This window comes from Streptomyces endophyticus (assembly GCF_035798155.1).
Lineage (GTDB): Bacteria > Actinomycetota > Actinomycetes > Streptomycetales > Streptomycetaceae > Streptomyces > Streptomyces endophyticus.
In genome coordinates this window covers 1-18,755 of record NZ_JAOZYC010000189.1, presented here as the reverse complement: position 1 = coordinate 18,755, position 18,755 = coordinate 1, and the positions used below count along the sequence as shown (strand labels likewise).

General features: G+C 71.0%; 13 protein-coding genes. 10 read left to right on the top strand and 3 right to left on the bottom strand.

The genetic code is table 11. The annotated features are described in order from the left end of the window. Positions 1 to 111 precede the first annotated feature (111 nt). The 3 genes from OKJ99_RS38000 to OKJ99_RS37990 form a co-directional block, all read right to left on the bottom strand. Positions 112 to 1,575 carry a glutamate synthase subunit beta gene (locus OKJ99_RS38000; protein WP_326022981.1) on the bottom strand — a complete coding sequence of 488 codons (1,464 nt, stop codon included), beginning with the start codon at positions 1,573 to 1,575 and terminating at the stop codon, positions 112 to 114. Continuing rightward, complete coding sequence (gene gltB / locus OKJ99_RS37995) at positions 1,568 to 6,169, bottom strand: glutamate synthase large subunit (RefSeq protein ID WP_326022980.1); 4,602 nt, start codon at positions 6,167 to 6,169, stop codon at positions 1,568 to 1,570. Before gltB ends, OKJ99_RS38000 begins: the two co-directional genes overlap by 8 nt. A gap of 340 nt (positions 6,170 to 6,509) precedes the next feature. Beyond that, a complete protein-coding gene (locus tag OKJ99_RS37990) occupies positions 6,510 to 7,241 on the bottom strand; it encodes a VIT1/CCC1 transporter family protein (RefSeq protein ID WP_326022979.1) in 732 nt (243 codons plus the stop codon). A 240-nt stretch (positions 7,242 to 7,481) separates the two neighbouring features. On the opposite strand from OKJ99_RS37990, the gene OKJ99_RS37985 reads away from it, so the two are divergent. The 10 genes from OKJ99_RS37985 to OKJ99_RS37940 all read left to right on the top strand — a co-directional run. Next, complete coding sequence (locus tag OKJ99_RS37985; protein ID WP_326022978.1) at positions 7,482 to 8,573, top strand: LacI family DNA-binding transcriptional regulator; 1,092 nt, start codon at positions 7,482 to 7,484, stop codon at positions 8,571 to 8,573. 16 nt (positions 8,574 to 8,589) lie between these two features. Continuing rightward, positions 8,590 to 9,558 carry a carbohydrate ABC transporter permease gene (locus OKJ99_RS37980; RefSeq protein ID WP_326022977.1) on the top strand — a complete coding sequence of 323 codons (969 nt, stop codon included), beginning with the start codon at positions 8,590 to 8,592 and terminating at the stop codon, positions 9,556 to 9,558. Next, a complete protein-coding gene (locus OKJ99_RS37975) occupies positions 9,555 to 10,403 on the top strand; it encodes a carbohydrate ABC transporter permease (RefSeq protein WP_326022976.1) in 849 nt (282 codons plus the stop codon). Before OKJ99_RS37980 ends, OKJ99_RS37975 begins: the two co-directional genes overlap by 4 nt. Beyond that, positions 10,403 to 11,716, top strand: coding sequence for an ABC transporter substrate-binding protein (locus OKJ99_RS37970; protein ID WP_326022975.1), 1,314 nt, complete (start codon positions 10,403 to 10,405; stop codon positions 11,714 to 11,716). The genes OKJ99_RS37975 and OKJ99_RS37970 overlap by 1 nt, the downstream gene beginning before the upstream one ends. 53 nt (positions 11,717 to 11,769) lie before the next feature. Continuing rightward, a complete protein-coding gene (locus tag OKJ99_RS37965; protein ID WP_326022974.1) occupies positions 11,770 to 12,870 on the top strand; it encodes an ADP-ribosylglycohydrolase family protein in 1,101 nt (366 codons plus the stop codon). After that, positions 12,867 to 14,258 carry an ADP-ribosylglycohydrolase family protein gene (locus tag OKJ99_RS37960; RefSeq protein WP_326022973.1) on the top strand — a complete coding sequence of 464 codons (1,392 nt, stop codon included), beginning with the start codon at positions 12,867 to 12,869 and terminating at the stop codon, positions 14,256 to 14,258. The genes OKJ99_RS37965 and OKJ99_RS37960 overlap by 4 nt, the downstream gene beginning before the upstream one ends. After that, positions 14,255 to 15,487 carry an ADP-ribosylglycohydrolase family protein gene (locus OKJ99_RS37955; protein WP_326022972.1) on the top strand — a complete coding sequence of 411 codons (1,233 nt, stop codon included), beginning with the start codon at positions 14,255 to 14,257 and terminating at the stop codon, positions 15,485 to 15,487. The genes OKJ99_RS37960 and OKJ99_RS37955 overlap by 4 nt, the downstream gene beginning before the upstream one ends. Next, on the top strand, positions 15,484 to 16,956 hold the full coding sequence (locus OKJ99_RS37950; protein WP_326022971.1) for an ADP-ribosylglycohydrolase family protein: 1,473 nt from the start codon (positions 15,484 to 15,486) through the stop codon (positions 16,954 to 16,956). The genes OKJ99_RS37955 and OKJ99_RS37950 overlap by 4 nt, the downstream gene beginning before the upstream one ends. Further along, positions 16,953 to 18,182, top strand: coding sequence for a CaiB/BaiF CoA transferase family protein (locus OKJ99_RS37945; RefSeq protein ID WP_326022970.1), 1,230 nt, complete (start codon positions 16,953 to 16,955; stop codon positions 18,180 to 18,182). The genes OKJ99_RS37950 and OKJ99_RS37945 overlap by 4 nt, the downstream gene beginning before the upstream one ends. Next, the coding region (locus OKJ99_RS37940; protein WP_326022969.1) for an HpcH/HpaI aldolase/citrate lyase family protein at positions 18,179 to 18,755 on the top strand (577 nt) is incomplete at its 3' end. The genes OKJ99_RS37945 and OKJ99_RS37940, both read left to right, overlap by 4 nt.

Here is an 18,755-nt window from a genome sequence, read left to right as displayed (position 1 = left end):
GCACCGCGACGCCCGCCCAGCGTCCGGTCGGGGACTGTAGGGCGAGCGTCGCGCTCAGTTCCGTACGCCGTTGTACGGGACGTGTGTTGACGGCCTGTCAGGCCGTGCGGGTCATACGGTCAGCGAGCGGTCCGTGGGACGGATCGGGGCATGCAGCTCCGACACCCCGGTCAGGAAGCGGTCCACGCCGCGGGCGGCCGAGCGGCCCTCCGCGATGGCCCACACGATGAGGGACTGGCCGCGGCCCGCGTCACCGGCGACGAACACGCCGGGGACGTTGGTCTGGAACTCGGCGTCACGGTCGACGTTGCCGCGCGCGTCGAGGTCGAGGCCGAACTGCGAGACCAGACCGTTCTCCTGGTCCGTGCCCGTGAAGCCCATCGCGAGGGTGACCAGCTGCGCCGGGATCTTGCGCTCGGTGCCGGGCTTGTTGACGAGCTTGCCGTCGACGAACTCGACCTCGGCGAGGTGCAGCCACTGGACGTTGCCGTCCTCGTCACCCTCGAAGTGGGTGGTGCCCGCCGAGTAGATGCGCTCGCCGCCCTCCTCGTGGGCCGAGGTGACCTTGTAGAGCATCGGGAACGTCGGCCACGGCTGCGTGGTCGTGTTCCGCTCCTCGTTGGGCTGCGGCATGATCTCCAGCTGCGTCACCGAGGCGGCGCCCTGGCGGTGGGCGGTGCCCACGCAGTCGGCGCCGGTGTCACCGCCACCGATCACGACGACGTGCTTGCCCTCGGCGGTGATGGGCGGCTGGACGTAGTCGCCCTCCTGCACCTTGTTGGAGAGGGGCAGGTACTCCATCGCGTAGTGGATGCCGTTCAACTCACGGCCGGGAACCGGGAGATCACGCGACACGGTCGCGCCCGCCGCCACGACCACGGCGTCGTAGCGCTTGCGCAGGCCCGCGGCGTCGATGTCGCGGCCGACCTCGACACCGGTGCGGAACTTGGTGCCCTCCGCGCGCATCTGCTCGATGCGGCGGTTGATGTGGCGCTTCTCCATCTTGAACTCGGGGATGCCGTAGCGGAGCAGGCCGCCGATGCGGTCGGCGCGCTCGTAGACGGCGACCGTGTGACCGGCCCGCGTCAGCTGCTGGGCGGCGGCCAGACCGGCCGGGCCCGAGCCGATGACGGCGACGGTCTTGCCCGACAGGCGCTCGGGGATCTGCGGGGCGACATCGCCCCGGTCCCACGCCTGGTCGATGATCGAGACCTCGACGTTCTTGATGGTCACGGCCGGCTGGTTGATGCCGAGCACACACGCCGACTCGCACGGAGCCGGGCACAACCGCCCAGTGAATTCAGGGAAGTTGTTCGTCGCGTGCAGGCGCTCCTGCGCGGCCGACCAGTCCTCGCGGTACGCGTAGTCGTTCCACTCGGGGATCAGGTTCCCCAGCGGGCAGCCGTTGTGGCAGAACGGGATGCCGCAGTCCATGCAGCGGGACGCCTGCTTGCTGATGATGGGCAGCAGGGAGCCGGGAACGTAGACCTCGTTCCAGTCCTTGACGCGCTCGTCGACCGGGCGGGTCTGCGCGACTTCGCGGCCATGGTTGAGAAAGCCCTTGGGATCAGCCATTGGTCGCCGCCTCCATCATCTTCTCGGTGATCTCGGTCTCCGAGAGACCGTCTCGCTCGGCGGCGTCCTTGGCGGCGAGCACTGCCTTGTACGTGCTGGGGATGATCTTCGTGAAGCGCTCCACAGCGGTGGACCACTCGGCGAGGAGCTTCTCGGCCACCGTCGAGCCGGTCTCCTCGGCGTGGCGGCGCACCACGTCGTGCAGCCACTGCTTGTCGGTGTCGTCGAGGACGTCGACCGCCGAGGCGTTTCCGGCGTTCACGTGATCGAGGTTCAGGTCGATGACGTACGCGATGCCGCCCGACATACCGGCCGCGAAGTTGCGGCCCGTCTCGCCGAGGACCACCGCGTGACCGCCGGTCATGTACTCGCAGCCGTGATCGCCCACGCCCTCCGAGACGACCGTGGCACCGGAGTTGCGGACGCAGAAGCGCTCGCCGGTGCGGCCGCGCAGGAACAGCTCGCCGCCCGTCGCGCCGTACGCGATGGTGTTGCCGGCGATCGTCGAGTACTCGGCGAGGTGGTCGGCGCCGCGGTCCGGGCGGACGATGACGCGGCCGCCGGAGAGGCCCTTGCCGACGTAGTCGTTGGCGTCGCCCTCCAGGCGCAGCGTCACACCGCGCGGCACGAACGCGCCGAAGGACTGGCCCGCCGAACCCGTGAAGGTGATGTCGATGGTGTCGTCGGGCAGACCCGCGCCACCGAACTTCTTCGTCACCTCGTGGCCGAGCATGGTGCCGACCGTGCGGTTGATGTTGCGGATGGCGACCTGGGCGCGGACCGGCTGCGCGTCCGTCTGGTCGTTCGCGGCGAGGGCGTCGGCGGCGAGCTTGATCAGCTCGTTGTCGAGCGCCTTCTCCAGGCCGTGGTCCTGCTCGATCATCCGGTGCCGGACGGCGCCCTCGGGCAGGTCCGGCACGTGGAACAGCGGCTCCAGGTCGAGGCCCTGCGCCTTCCAGTGGTTCACGGCCCGGTCGGTGTCGAGGAGTTCGGCGTGGCCGACGGCCTCCTCGATGGAGCGGAAGCCCATCTCGGCGAGCAGCTCGCGGACCTCTTCGGCGATGAACTGGAAGAAGTTGACGATGTACTCGGCCTTGCCGGAGAACCGCTCGCGCAGCGTCGGGTTCTGCGTGGCGATGCCGACCGGGCAGGTGTCCAGGTGGCAGACGCGCATCATGACGCAGCCGGAGACGACGAGCGGCGCGGTCGCGAAACCGAACTCCTCGGCGCCGAGCAGCGCGGCGATCAGCACATCGCGGCCGGTCTTCAGCTGACCGTCGGTCTGCACGACGATGCGGTCGCGCAGGCCGTTGAGCAGCAGCGTCTGCTGGGTCTCGGCGAGGCCGAGCTCCCAGGGGCCACCGGCGTGCTTGAGCGAGGTGAGCGGCGAGGCGCCCGTGCCGCCGTCGTGACCCGAGATCAGGACGACGTCCGCGTGCGCCTTGGACACACCGGCCGCGACCGTACCCACGCCGACCTCGGAGACCAGCTTCACGTGGATGCGGGCCTGCGGGTTGGCGTTCTTGAGGTCGTGGATCAGCTGAGCCAGGTCCTCGATGGAGTAGATGTCGTGGTGCGGCGGCGGGGAGATCAGGCCCACGCCCGGCGTCGAGTGACGCGTCTTGGCGACCCACGGGTAGACCTTGTGGCCGGGCAGCTGGCCGCCCTCGCCGGGCTTGGCGCCCTGCGCCATCTTGATCTGGATGTCGTCGGAGTTGACGAGGTACTCGCTGGTCACGCCGAAGCGGCCGGAGGCCACCTGCTTGATCGACGAGCGGCGCGCCGGGTCGTACAGGCGCTCCGCGTCCTCGCCGCCCTCACCGGTGTTGGACTTGCCGCCCAGCTGGTTCATGGCGATGGCGAGAGTCTCGTGCGCCTCCATCGAGATGGAGCCGTACGACATGGCGCCGGTCGAGAACCGCTTGACGATCTCGGAAACCGGCTCGACCTCGTCGATGGAGATCGGCTCGCGGCCCTCCGCCTTGAAGCCGAACAGGCCGCGCAGCGTCATGAGCCGCTCGGACTGCTCGTTCACGCGGTCCGTGTACTTCTTGAAGATGTCGTAGCTGCGCGAACGGGTCGCGTGCTGGAGTCGGAACACCGTCTCCGGGTCGAACAGGTGCGGCTCGCCCTCGCGGCGCCACTGGTACTCGCCGCCGATGTCGAGCGCGCGGTGCGCGGGCGCGATGCCGGAGGCGGGGTACGCCTTGGCGTGCCGGGCGGCGACCTCGTCGGCGACGACGCGCAGGTCGGCGCCGCCGATCTTGGTGGCGGTGCCGTTGAAGTACTTCTCGACGAAGGCCTCGTCGAGGCCGACGGCCTCGAAGACCTGCGCGCCCCGGTAGGAGGCGACAGTCGAGATGCCCATCTTGGACATGACCTTGAGGACGCCCTTGCCGAGCGCGTAGATCAGGTTCCTGATCGCGTCCTCGGCCTCTATGTCCGCGAGGAAGGTGCCGGCGCGGACCAGGTCCTCGACCGACTCCATGGCGAGGTACGGGTTGACGGCCGCGGCACCGAAACCGATGAGCAGGGCCACGTGGTGGACCTCGCGCACGTCACCGGCCTCGACGAGGAGGCCCACCTGGGTGCGCTTCTTCGTACGGATGAGGTGGTGGTGAACGGCGGCCGTGAGCAGCAGCGAGGGGATCGGCGCGTGCTCGGCGTCCGAGTGCCGGTCGGAGAGCACGATCAGGTGGGCGCCGGCCTCGAGGGCGGCGTCGGCCTCGGCGCAGATCTCGTCGATCCGGGCGGCGAGCGAGTCGCCGCCGCCGTGCACCCGGTACAGGCCGGACAGGGTCACGGCCTTCATGCCGGGCATGTCGCCGTCGGCGTTGATGTGGATGAGCTTGGCGAGCTCATCGTTGTCGATCACCGGGAAGGGCAGGGTGACCGCGCGGCACGTGGCGGCCGTGGGCTCCAGGAGGTTGCTGCCGGGGCCCAGCGGGGAGCGCAGCGAGGTGACGAGCTCCTCGCGGATGGCGTCCAGCGGCGGGTTCGTGACCTGCGCGAACAGCTGCGTGAAGTAGTCGAAGAGCAGCCGCGGGCGGGCGGAGAGCGCCGCGATCGGGGTGTCGGTGCCCATCGAGCCGATCGGCTCGGCGCCGGCCTTGGCCATCGGCGCGACGAGGATGCGCAGCTCTTCCTCGGTGTAGCCGAAGGTCTGCTGGCGGCGCGTGACGGAGGCGTGCGTGTGCACGATGTGCTCGCGCTCGGGGAGGTCGGAGAGCTCGATCTCGCCGGCCTCGAGCCACTCCTCGTAGGGGTGCTCGGAGGCGAGAGCGTCCTTGATCTCGTCGTCCTCGATGATGCGGTGCTCGGCGGTGTCCACGAGGAACATCCGGCCGGGCTGCAGCCGGCCCTTCTTGACGACCTTGGCCGGGTCGATGTCGAGGACACCGACCTCGGAGCCGAGGACGACAAGGCCGTCGTCGGTGACCCAGTAGCGGCCGGGGCGCAGACCGTTGCGGTCGAGAACGGCGCCGACCTGGGTGCCGTCGGTGAAGGTGACGCAGGCCGGGCCGTCCCAGGGCTCCATCAGGTTGGAGTGGTACTGGTAGAAGGCGCGCCTGGCCGGGGCCATGGAGGCGTGGTTCTCCCAGGCCTCCGGGATCATCATCAGGACGCTGTGCGGCAGCGAACGGCCACCGAGGTGCAGCAGTTCGAGGACCTCGTCGAAGGACGCCGAGTCGGAGGCGTCCGGCGTACAGACCGGGAAGATCCGCTCCAGCGTCTCCTGGGACGAACCGAACAGGTCGGAGCCGAGCTGCGACTCACGGGCGCGCATCCAGTTGCGGTTGCCCTTGACGGTGTTGATCTCACCGTTGTGCGCGACGAAGCGGTACGGGTGCGCGAGCGGCCACGACGGGAACGTGTTCGTGGAGAACCGGGAGTGCACGAGCGCGATCGCGGATGCGAAGCGGCGGTCGGACAGGTCCGGGAAGAAGGGCTCCAGCTGGCCGGTGGTCAGCATGCCCTTGTAGACGATCGTGCGCGCGGAGAGCGACGGGAAGTACACGTCGGCCTCGCGCTCGGCGCGCTTGCGCAGCACGAACGCCTTGCGGTCGAGCGCGATGTCCTTGTTGACACCGTCCGCGACGAAGACCTGGCGGAACGCCGGCATCGTCGAGCGGGCGGTGGCGCCGAGCAGTTGCGGGGCGACCGGGACCTCGCGCCAGCCGAGGACGTTCAGGCCCTCTTCGGCGGCGATCGTCTCGATATTCGAGACGAACTCCTCGGTGCCCTCCTCGGGCAGGAAGGCGATACCGACGGCGTACGCACCGGCCTCGGGGAGGTCGAAGTCGACCACCTCGCGCAGGAAGGCGTCCGGAACCTGGGACAGGATGCCCGCGCCGTCACCCGAGTCGGGTTCGGAGCCGGTGGCACCGCGGTGTTCCAGGTTTCGCAGAACGGTCAGCGCCTGCTCGACCAGCGTGTGGCTCGCCTCGCCGGTGAGGGTGGCCACGAACCCGACGCCACAGGCGTCGTGCTCGTTACGCGGGTCGTACAGGCCCTGGGCAGCAGGGCGAGCATCCATGTGCGCCCAAGCCTGAGCGCTGTTGGAATGCTGGGACGGCTGGCGCGAGGTACGCATCGGCTCTCCCGTCGTCGTCGTGGCAAGGAACGTGCCGAGGGACGACGTTGGCCCTCTGCGGAGAAGTGCAGCTCAAAAAATTTCGTGCAGGTTACATGATGGAGCGATTCTCGGTAACCGGATACTGCGTTCCATCATGCGGACACCGCGGGTGGCGGCGGAAGAGGCCTCGCCGGGCAGATCGATGACCGAGGGCCGGGGTGGTGCTGGCGTGCGCCGCGGGCCTCATTGCCCCCAGCGCTTACGGCTCATGCCCCGTCGTCAAGTAATCGAAACCGCGCGGTAACGACTACTTATGCAAGACGCTGTATAGGCATCTTCAGGCCACGGCCCCGACCCGTCAACCAGCAAAAGTCCCGAAGACGCTTCCCAGGAGATACGTCACACCCGCCGCGGCACCACCGAGGGCCAACTGCCGCAGTCCGCTGAACCACCAGGAACGCGCCGTCACCTTGGCCACGACCGCACCGCACGCGAAGAGCCCGACGAGCGCGAGCAGCACGGCGGGCCACAGCGCGCTCGCCCCGAGCAGATAGGGCAGCACCGGGATCAGAGCGCCGAGCGCGAACGCCCCGAAGGACGAGACGGCGGCGACCATCGGCGAGGGCAGGTCGCCGGGGTCGATGCCCAGCTCCTCGCGCGCATGTATCTCCAGGGCCTGCTCGGGGTCCCGCGACAGCTGCTTGGCCACCTCGTGCGCGAGCTCGGGCTCGACGCCACGGGAGACGTACAGCTCGGCGAGCTCCTTCTCCTCGTCGGCCGGATGCTTCCTCAACTCACGGCGCTCGACGTCGAGTTCGGCCTCGACCAGCTCACGCTGGGAGGCCACGGAGGTGTACTCGCCCGCGGCCATGGAGAAGGCTCCGGCGGCGAGGCCCGACAGGCCGGTGATGACGATCGTCTGCTGCGAGGCGGCGCCGCCCGCGACACCGGCCATGAGCGCGAAGTTGGAGACGAGCCCGTCCATCGCGCCGAAGACCGCGGGGCGCAGCCAGCCACCGTTGACGTCACGGTGCGTGTGGTTGTCCCGGTGGGCGTCGTGCAGTGCCGCCCCGGTCTCGATGATGGTCATGCTCGTGAACCCCGATCCCCTGTGACTGCTGCTTCTACGCATCCGAAAGTACGCGCGAAAAATCGGCCCTGCCAGCAAGGAAGGCCGTACTTACCTGCGGTTTTGCGCCCTGCGCAACACGCTGACCTCCACCTTCCCGGACTCACCCGTGAGGTGGATCACATGATCGGTGCGTTGACGGGCAGGGAAACAAGGACGCAACATCCGTAAACGTTTTCAGAAGCGGGAAACGTTTACAGCATGACGGCGAAGGGGGCAGGCGCGGTGCCGAAGGGAACGACGCAGGCGGCGGCGACCGGTGGCGGTCAGCCGACGATCATCTCCATCGCCGAGCGCGCGGGTGTCTCCATCGCGTCCGTCTCCCGTGTGCTCAACGGGATCGGGGCCCGCCCCGCCACCGTCGACAAGGTCGAGCGCGCCGCCGCCGAACTCGGCTACGTACCCAACGCGGTGGCCCGCTCCCTCAAGGACGGCCGCACCCGCCAGCTCACCTTCGCGATGCCCGACATCGGCAACCCGGTCTACGTGGCGATGGTCCGCGCCATCCAGTCCGTCGCGAAGGCCGCCGGGTACCGCCTCCTCCTGCACTCCACGGACGCCGTCGCCGAGGACGAGCTCGCCGTGCTGCACAGCCTCGGCGACCGCACCAGCGACGGCCTCATCCTGTGCCCCATCCGCATCACGGACGCCCATGTGGACGCGCTGCGCTCGGCCTCGGGCCCGGTCGTCGTCATCGGCTCGCTGCCCAGCGGCGTCCCGGTCGACAGCGTGCGCGCCGACTCCGTCGAGGGCGTCGCGCTCGCCGTGCGCCATCTGTACGAGACGGGCCGGCGCCGCATCGCCTTCGTCAACGGCCCCGCCGACACCGTCCCCGGGCACAAGCGCGGCGAGGGCTTCCGCAAGGCCCTCGCGGACTGCGGCCTCGTATACGACCCGGAGCTCGTCGTGCACACGGACTTCGGCATCGAGTCCGGGGCCGCGGCCGCCGAGTCGCTCCTCGACCTGAAGCCGGACGCGGTGTTCGGCGCCAACGACCAGCTGGCGCTCGGCGCCGCCCGCGCCCTGCACGCCCGTGGCCTGCGGATACCCGAGGACGTCGCGGTCGCGGGGATGGACGACAGCGTGCTCGCGCAGGCCGGCTGGCCCCCGCTGACCAGCGTCGACCTGGGCTCCACCGAGCGCGGGCGGCGCGCGGCCGAACTGCTGCTGCAACGCCTGGACACCCCGGAAGCACCCGGAAGCACCTCCGAGAACCCCACCCCCCGCACCACCACCGCCCCTCCCCGCCTCGTCGTCCGCGCCTCCACGGGCCGGGCGGCGTCCGACAGTTGAGACACCGAGGATTCCCATGAGTCTCACCGCGCCACGGGACAGCGCCGTCCCCGGCAGCCGCGGCACACCACCACCCCGTACGCCGGGTCAGCGCAAGCGAGCGCTCGGCCTCGACCGGGGCGCGTGGTTCCTGCTGATGCCCGCGCTGATCCCGATTCTGATACTCAGCGTGGTCCCGCTCCTGTACGGCCTGTCGCTCGCGTTCACCGACTCTCAGGCGGGACGGACCTCCCCCACCCGGTTCGTCGGCCTGGACAACTTCCTCGACCTGCGCCACGACTCGTTGTTCTGGGAGTCGTTCCGGATCGGCCTGGTGTGGGCGGTGTCGGTGACGGCGCTGCAGTTCGTGCTGGCGCTCGGCCTCGCGCTGCTGCTCAACCAGAATCTGCGCTTCCGCTGGCTGGCCCGCACCCTGGCGCTCGTCCCGTGGGCGATGCCGGAGGTCGTCGTCGGCATCATGTGGCGGCTCGTCTACCACTCGGACGCGGGCGTCCTGAACAAGACGCTGACCCAGCTGGGGATCATCCACGAGAACGTCGACTGGCTCGCGGACCTGTCGTACGCGCTGCCCGCCGTGATCGTGGTGGGCGTGTGGGCGGGCATGCCGCAGACGACGGTGGTGCTCCTGGCCGGGCTCCAGAACGTGCCGGTCGAGCTGCGGGAGGCCGCGCAGCTGGACGGCGCGGGAATGTGGCGCCGCTTCACGGCCGTGACCTGGCCGGCCCTGAAGCCGGTGGTCATCGCCATCACAGCGCTCAACTTCATCTGGAACTTCAACTCGTTCGGCCTGGTCTACGTACTGACGCAGGGCGGGCCCGGCGGACAGACCCGCCTCCCGATGCTGTTCGCGTACGAAGAGGCCTTCAAATACGGGCAGTTCGGATACGCGGCCGCGATGGGCCTGGCGATGGTCGCGGTGATCGCGATCCTGCTGACGCTGTTCCTCCGTAAGAAGCTCAGGGAAGACGTGGAGGCGGCGGCATGAGCGCGAGTACGACACTCCCCCGGGTCGCGGGCCGCGCCGGACAGTACGCGGCGCTGCTCTGCTACATGGTCTTCCTGGCCTTCCCGTTCCTGTGGCTGATCTCGACGTCCTTCAAGTCCCCGCAGGAGCTGGGCGCGATCGACCCGAGCTGGCTGCCGCGGCATCCGAGCCTGGACAACTACCGCGCCGCGTTCGACGCGCAGCCGCTGCTCCACTCGGCGCTCAACAGCCTGATCGTCGCGGTCAGCGCCTCCGTGATCTCGGTGGCGATCGCGGTCCCGGCCTCGTACGTCATGGTCCGGTACAAGACCCGCGTCAGCCAGGCGGGCACGGGCTGGATCCTGGTCAGCCAGATGTTCCCGTTCGTGCTGATCATCATCCCGCTGTTCCTGGTCCTGAAGAACCTGCGGATGATCGACAGCCTCTTCGGCCTGATCATCGTCTACGTCGTCTGGAACCTGCCCTTCTCGCTCTGGATGCTCCAGGGCTACGTGAAGTCGGTGCCGCGCTCCCTTGAGGAGGCCGCGGCGGTGGACGGCGCGGGCCGGCTGCGCACGCTGACCAGCGTGGTCCTTCCGCTCCTCACTCCCGGCCTGGTGGCCACGCTGATGTTCAGCTTCGTGACCGCCTGGAACGAGTTCTTCTTCGCCCTCGTCCTCCTCAAGTCCCCGGAGAACCAGACGATGTCGGTCATCCTCACCCGCTTCCTCGGCGCCGAGGGCGTCGCGGACCTCGGGCCGCTCGCCGCGGCCTCGGTCCTCGCCACGATCCCCAGCCTCGTCTTCTTCGCGCTGCTCCAGCGGCGGCTCGTCGGCGGCATGCTCAGCGGGGCGGTGAAGGGCTGATGCGCAGGATCCTCGCGGCGGCCGCCGCCACCCTCTCGCTCGCCCTGGTCGCCGGCTGCTCCGGGTCGGGCTCGGACTCCGAGTCGGCGGACGGCACGGTCACCCTCGAATTCCTCAGCCTCGCCTGGCAGAAGGAGTCGATCGAGGCGAACAAGGCCCTGGTCAAGAGGTGGAACGACACCCACTCCAAGGTCAAGGTCCGATACGTCCAGGGCGTCTGGGACAGCATCCACGACCAGCTGCTGACCTCCTTCGAGGGCGGCAAGGCGCCGGACATCTTCCACGACGACGCCTCCGACCTCACCGACTTCGGGCACGGCGGCTACCTCGCCGACCTGAGCCCCTACCTGCCGAAGTCGCTGCGCGCGGACATCCCGAAGGCGTCCTGGGCCACGACGACGTACGGGAAGAAGATCTACGGCATCCCGTTCCTCCAGGAGCCGCGCGTACTCGTCGTCAACAACAAGCTCCTGAAGCAGTCGGGCGTACGCACACCCACAGTCCAACACCCGTGGACCTGGGCCGAGTTCGAGAAGGCGAGCAAGAAGCTCACGCACGACAAGAACGGCGACGGCAGGCCCGAGCGGTACGGCGTCGCCTGGTCGATGAAGGAGCCCGTCACCCAGTCCGTGAACCTCGCGCAGTCCACCGGCGGCAAGATCTTCTACAAGGGCGAGGACGGCAAGAACGAGATCCGCTACGACGCCGCCGACTCGGCCGTCGCCCGGCTGATCAACCGGCAGGTCGACAAGGCGCACACCGCACCGAAATCGGCGCTCGGCATGGCCGGTTCGGACACGCTGCCCGGCTTCTTCGCGGGCAAGTACGCGATGCTGCCGCTCAACTTCTCGTTCCGACAGCAGGTCAAGCAGCAGGCCCCCAAGGGCTTCGACTGGACCGTCCTGCCGATGCCCGAGGGCTCGGGCGGCCTTGCCCAGGGCGTCGCCCCGCAGACCCTGTCCGTCTCCGAGGACAGCGGGCACAAGAAGGCGGCGGCGCAGTTCATCGCCTACCTCACGCGGGCCGACCACCAGGTCCAACTGGCGCGCGGCGACTGGCTGTTGCCCACCAGCCGCGAGGCTCTCAAGGACCCGTCCCTGACCACCGAGAAGTACGGCTGGCGGACCGGCTCGGAGCTGGCCGCCTCGCTGCGCCCGTCCCCGGTGCTCGGGGTGCGGGGCTACGCCGAATGGAAGGACAAGATCGCCACTCCGGCCTTCCAGGAGTACTACAACGGCGCGTTCGGCGTAACAGAGCTGCGCAAACGACTGGCCGACGACGGCAATCTGATCCTGAACCGCTACCAACGCTGAGCCGCCCCACCGCGTACGACCAGCACAACCCCAGAGATGAGCACGAACACACCATGAGCGTCAGCGTCGAACCGGACCCTCCCTCGGGAGGACCGGCACAGTCACGCAGACTCCGTACCGTTCCGCACCCGCCCCCCGCGGCCGCGATCTCCCTGCGGGACCGCGCCCGCGGGGCGCTCCTCGGGCTCGCCGTCGGGGACGCGCTCGGCGCGCCCGCGGAGAACATGAAGCCGTCCCAGATCCGCGAACGCTGGGGCCGCATCGAGGGCTTCGTCTCCGACGACCCGGCGGGCACGGACGACACCGAGTACGCGATCTTCTCGGGCCTCCTCCTCGCCGAGCACGGCGCGGGCCTCACCATCGGGCACGTCGAGAGGGCCTGGCACACGTGGATCGCGGACCGCGACGAGGGCCCCTTCAAGGGTGCCGGTTTCAGCGAACGCGGCACGCTCGAAAACCTCCGCAGGGGCCTCGCCGCCCCCATCTCCGCCCAGCACCGGCACGCCTGGAGCGACGGCCTCGCGATGCGCGCGGCGCCCTTCGGGGTGTACGCGGCGGGCCGCCCAGCCGAGGCGGCCCGCCTGGTGGCGATCGACGGCACGGTGTCGCACGACGGGGAGGGCATCCACGGCGGCCGGGCGGTCGCGGCGGGGGTCGCGGCGGCGATGGTCAGCCACAGCCCGGACGCGGTGGTCCAGGCGGCGCTCTCGGTCGTCCCGGAGGACTCGTGGACGGCGCGCTCCCTGCACCGCGCGGTCGCGACGGCGCGGCGGGCCCGCCGTGACCCGGACGGCACGCAGTTGTCGATGGAGCGGGCGGTCCGCAAGGCCGTCGTCATCGGCGGCTACCCGTGGACGGACCTCGCCCCCGAGGCGGTCGGCCTCGCCTTCGGCGCGTTCGCGGTGGCCCGCGGCGACTTCCGCGAATCGGTCCTCACGGCGGTCAACATGGGCCGCGACGCGGACACGACGGCGGCGGTGGCGGGCGCGCTTGCCGGTGCCCTCGGCGGCGCGTCGGCGATCCCCCCGGCGTGGGCCTCGGCCATCGGCCCCGTCCGGGGCAGCTGCCTCCCGTCAATGGCGGGCCGCCACGTCCTCGACGTCGCGGACCGCCTGACACCTCCGCCACCGGACCGGACGGGGGCGGTGGCATGAATCCCGATCACGCCACGGGGCTCCGCCCCGGACCCCGCGCCTCAAACGCCGGCGGGGCTGGATTTACCGACCCGGACCGCGCCATTCAAGCCCCTGCGGCGCACTCAAGCGCAGGTCCGGACAATCAAGCCCCTGTGGCGCACTCAAGCGCAGGTCCGGACAATCAAGCCCCTGCGGCGATTGAGCAGCGGGGTCTGGGGCAGAGCCCCAGGGGCGCAACCACATCCGCCTCCACGAACATCAACCGCATCGAAGGCCTGCTCCTGGGGATCGCCGCAGGGGACGCCGCCGGCTGGCCGTCGGGACGACACCGCGCGGCGCGTCTACCGGACTGGACCCGCCGCCTCACCCGCGAACTCGACACCTTCGCGGAGCAGAACGCCACCACCACCCTCCCCGTCCCCATCGCCCTGAACCAACCCCCGGAACCCCTCCGCCTGGGCCCCTCGGACGACGCGGAATGGGCCGCGTTCACCGCATTCGCCGTCCTCTCCGCCCACGCCGACGGCCTCGGCGACCTCCCACCCGACCACCGCGTCCGCTCCTCCCTCTCCCTCGCCTGGAACACCCTCGCCGACGAGATCGCCGCGGCCGCGGCCCGCGCCGACGAGATCGAGTCCGCCGACATCCCCCTGCGCGCCCGCATCTCGGTCCGCGCCGGCCTCGGCAACCTGGCGGCGGGCCTGCGCCCACCCGCCACAGGACACGACAACCCGCACTACTTCGACGACGCGGCCTGCGTCCGCGCCGCGGTCCTCGCGGTCGTCCACCCGGGCGAGCCCGAACTCGCCGCGGAACTCGCCGAGTTCGACGCCCGCTACACCCAGGACGGCGACGGCGTGCACGGCGCCCGCGCGATGGCCGCGGCCGTCGCGACCGCGCTCGGCGGCGCGGACGTCGACGCCTGCGTGGACGCGGCGCTCGCCCAACTCCCGGCCGGCACCGAGATCCACCGCAACGCGCACCGCGCGGTGGAGCTGGGCCGCGCCACGGCGGCGGCCAGACCCGGCCTCCCCGGCAACGCGTTCGCCCTCGTACCCGTCCTGGAACACGAGATCGTCGACCACGTCTACAGCTACGGCATCGCGGCGGCAGAGACCGTCCCGGTGGCACTCGCCGTGGCGACGGCGGCCGCGGGATCGGTCACCGAGGCCGTACCCACCGCGGCCTGCCTGTCCCGCGTCGCGGACTCGGCGCCCGCCCTGACCGGCGCCCTCACCGGCGCCATCGGCGGCGCGGAGGCGCTGCCGCACACCTGGCGGGACGCCTGCGACATCCTCGCGGGCTGCGCGCTGCCGCAACTCGCGGGAACCGAGCTGTCCACCCTGGCCGGCCGGCTCGCCCGCGCCACCTCGAACTCCCTTGCAGCGGAAGGAACTTCACCATGAGCTTGGAAGACCGCACCACCGGCGCCCTGGTCGGCGCGGCCGTGGGCGACGCGCTCGGCGGCCCGGTCGAGGGCTGGACGCCGGAGGCCATCGCGGAGCGGCACGGCGGCCGGGTGCGCGGCATCGTGGAGCCGTTCTACAAGGACGACTGGAAGACGGCGCGGCCCATCGCGCCGTACCACAAGGGCGACGGCCACGTAACGGACGACACCCTCATGACCCACGCCCTGATCCGGGTCTACGACAAGGTCCGCGACCACCTGGACGCGTACGCGGTCGCCGACCACCTGGTCCCCGACCTGATGACGACTCCCCGCTGGATCCCGGAACTCGAGGCCGAGGCCCTCCCCCTCCAGCGGATCTTCCTCGCCGAGAAGTGGATCGTGGCCCGGATCCACTACGGTCACATCGACCCGCGCGAGGCGGGCGCCGGCAACATCGTGAACTGTGGCGCGGCGATGTACATGGCCCCCGTCGGCGCGGTCAACGCGGGCAACCCGCTGAAGGCGTACGAAGAGGCGCTCGATGTGGCAGGCGCCCACCAGTCCTCGTACGGCCGGGAGGCGGCGGGCGTCTTCGCGGCGGCGGTCGCGGCCGCGTACAAGCCGGGCGCGACGCCCGAGTCCGTCGTCGAGGACGCCCTCGCGCTCGCCAAGGACGGCACCCGCTCGGCGATCGAGGCGGTCTGCGAAGTGGCGTCCCGCCACGACGACTTCGAGGACGCGCTGAAGCCGCTGCGCGAGGCGGTCGCCCCCTTCGACACGGTCGGCCCCGACTACCGCAAGCCGTCACTCGGCGCCCGCCGCCCCTCCCGCCTGCACGCCATCGAGGAACTCCCGGTCGCCCTCGGCATGCTGCTGGTCGGCCGCGGCGACTTCCGGCACACCGTGCTCGGCTCGGTCAACTACGGCCGCGACTGCGACTCGATCGCCACGATGAGCGGGGCGATCGTCGGCGCGCTGTACGGGGAGGGGGCCGTGCCCAAGGAGTGGAGCGCCGAGATCGCGCGGGCCAGCAAGCTGGACCTGCACGGCCCGGCGGCCTCGCTCGCGCGCGTCACGCGCGAGGTGTATGCGAAGGACCTGGACCGGCGCCGCGCCCACGATGCCGCGTTCGCGGCGGTGGCGGGGCCGTACAGCGCCTTCCCGGGGGACAACCCCCGGCCCCCCGGCCGGACAAGCGGGTCGGACGATCTGAGCGGCGCGTCCTCGCGAGGCGATTCCCTGTGACACTGCGACTGACCTGGGTGCAGCCCGAGGATCTGATCGGCCACGAACTGCGCCAAGCGGCGCAGGACGGTCGGGACGGTTCCGCGGTCGCGTCCCGCTGGGTGGCGGCAGGCGGCCACCTGGCGCCGGACCGGGCCGGCGCCTCCGCCGCCCCGGCGTCACCCGAACTGCGCGCCCTGGCCGAGCAGTTGCTCGACGAACTCGCCGCGATGCGGTCCCCTTTGGGAGAGCCGACCGACCTGGCGGCCATCGAGTCCGCGACGAAGAACTCTCCCCCACCCCGCCCCTTCCCGAAACCGGGGCTCCGCCCCGGACCCCGCTCCTCAATCGCCGGAGGGGCTCCATTTGGAGCCCCTCCGGCGATTGAGGAGGCCCGTCCGGCAGGACTTTCGGGAAGGGGCGGGGCGGGGGAAGAGGACTCCCCGGTCGACCGGCTGCACGCCGCCTGGCTCGGCCGCGCCGCCGGCTGCCTCCTCGGCAAACCCGTGGAGAAGCTGCCCCTCGAAGGCATCCGCGCCATCGCCCGGTCCACCGGGAACTGGCCGCTGAACGGCTGGTTCACGGAGGTCGGCCTAGACCGGGAGATCGCAGCCCGCTACCCCTGGAACCGCCGCAGCGCCCCCACCTCCCTCGCCGAGAACATCGACGGCATGCCGGAGGACGACGACCTCAACTACCCCCTCCTCGCCCTGCTGTTGATCCAGCGCCACGGCACCGACTTCACCACCGCCGACGTCGCCAAGCTCTGGCTCGACGAACTCCCCGCGGGCCGCACCTTCACCGCCGAACGCATCGCCTACCGCAACCTCCTCACCGGCCTCGAACCCCCGCACACGGCGACGTACCGCAACCCCTTCCGCGAATGGATCGGCGCCCAGATCCGCGCCGACGTCTTCGGCTGGATCAACCCCGGGGACCCGGCCCGCGCAGCCCGTCTCGCCCACCGGGACGCCGTTCTCACCCACACCGCGAACGGCGTGTACGGCGCGATGTTCACGGCCGCCGCCATCGCCGCCGCAGCATCGGGCACGGTGGACGTACACACGGCGCTCCGTACGGGCCTCACCGTCGTCCCCCCGCACTCCCGCTACGCCCAGGCGGTCCGCCTCGGCATCGAACTGGCCGGAAGACACGCGGACTTCGACACGGCGGTCGACGAGCTGCACGCCGCCTACGCCGACCACCACTGGGTCCACGTCCTGCCCAACGCCGCCCTCCTCTCCGCCGCCCTCACCCACGCCGAGGGCGACTTCGAGGGCTCCATCTGCCGCGCGGTGAGCGGCGGCTGGGACACCGACTCCAACGGCGCGACCGCCGGCTCGATCGCCGGTCTGCTCGCCGGGCACCCGGACGCGCTCGGCGACCGCTGGACCGCCCCGCTGAAGAACCGGCTCGCCACCACGGTCGCCGGCTTCGACGGCATCGGCTTCGACGAACTGGCCCGGCTCACCCTGGAGGCCCGCGCATGACACCCCCCGCCGACACCACCGACACCGCCTCCGAAACGCCCCAGGGCCCGCTCACCGGCCTGCGCGTCCTCGATCTCGCCACCCTCTTCGCGGGGCCGATCTGCGCCACGATGCTCGGCGACTTCGGCGCCGAGGTCATCAAGGTCGAGCACCCGCGCAGGCCCGACCCCTCCCGCGGCCACGGCCCGTCCAAGGACGGCGTCGGCCTCTGGTGGAAGACCCTCGGCCGCAACAAGAAGAACCTCACCCTCGACCTCTCCTCCCCCGGCGGCCGCGAGGTCCTCCTCAAGCTGGTCGCCGAGTCGGACGTCGTCGTCGAGAACTTCCGCCCCGGCACCCTGGAGAAGTGGCACCTCGGCTGGGACGAGCTGAGCGCCGCCAACCCGCGTCTGGTCCTCGCCCGTGTCACCGGCTTCGGCCAGTTCGGCCCGTACGCCCACCGCCCCGGATTCGGCACGCTCGCGGAGGCGATGAGCGGTTTCGCCGCGATCACCGGCCAGCCGGACGGGCCGCCGACCCTCCCGCCGTTCGGCCTCGCCGACTCCATCGCCGCGCTCGCCACGTCGTACGCCGTGATGGCGGCGCTGCGCGGCCGGGACACGACGGGCCGCGGCCAGGTCGTCGACATGGCGATCATCGAGCCGATGCTGGCGATCCTCGGCCCGCAGGCCACCTGGTACGACCAGCTCGGCTACGTCCAGCCGCGCACGGGGAACCGCTCGACGAACAACGCGCCGCGCAACACGTACCGCACCAGGGACGAGAAGTGGGTCGCGGTGTCGACGTCCGCGCAGTCGATCGCGGAGCGCGTGATGCACCTGGTCGGACGGCCCGAGTTCATCGACGAGGAGTGGTTCACGACGGGGGCGGGCCGCGCGCTCCACGCCGACGAGCTCGACGCGGCGGTCGGCGGCTGGATCGCCGCGCACACCCGCGACGAGGTGGTCGCGGCCTTCGAGAAGGCGGAGGCCGCCATCGCTCCGGTCTACGACATCCGCGACGTCCTGGCCGACGAGCAGTACCGGGCCCTCGACTCGATCACCGAACTCCCCGACCCGGACCTCGGCACGGTCAAGATGCAGAACGTCCTCTTCCGCCTCTCCGAGACCCCCGGCGCCATCCGGTGGACGGGCCGCCCGCACGGCTCGGACACCGACGAGATCCTGGGAGGGCTCGGCCTGTCGGAGGCGGCCGTCGCGTCCTTGCGGGAGGCTGGTGCGGTATGACCGAGTCACTGGAAAAGACGTTCCTGACCTGGCTGTACGTGCCCGGGGACCGCCCCGACGTCGTCGCCAAGGCACTCGGCTCGGGCGCCGATGTGGTCCTGGTCGACCTGGAGGACGCGGTCGCCCCCGACCGCAAGGCGTACGCGCTCGACGCCACCGTCGAACTCCTCGCCGACAAGCACAAGGTGCCGGTGCACGTCCGCGTCAATGCGCTGGACGGGCCGCTCGCCGAGCAGGAGGTGCGCCGCCTCACCCCGCTCCCCGGCCTCGACGCGCTGCGCCTGCCGAAGGTGGGCGGCCCCGCGGACCTGACCCGCGTACAGGACTGGGCGGTCGAAGTCCCGCCCCTGTACGCCCTGTTGGAGTCGGCGACGGGTGTCGAGCACGCCTACGACATCGCCGCGCACCGCTCCGTGCACGGCATCGCGCTCGGCGAGGCGGACCTGCGCGCCGACCTCGGCGTCACGGACGCGGCGGGCCTCGCGTGGGTGCGCGGCGACCGGGACTCGGCGCCGTACGTCCCGAAGGGTGTCGTCGTGCACGACGACGCGTCGGGCGACGAGTGGGTGGACG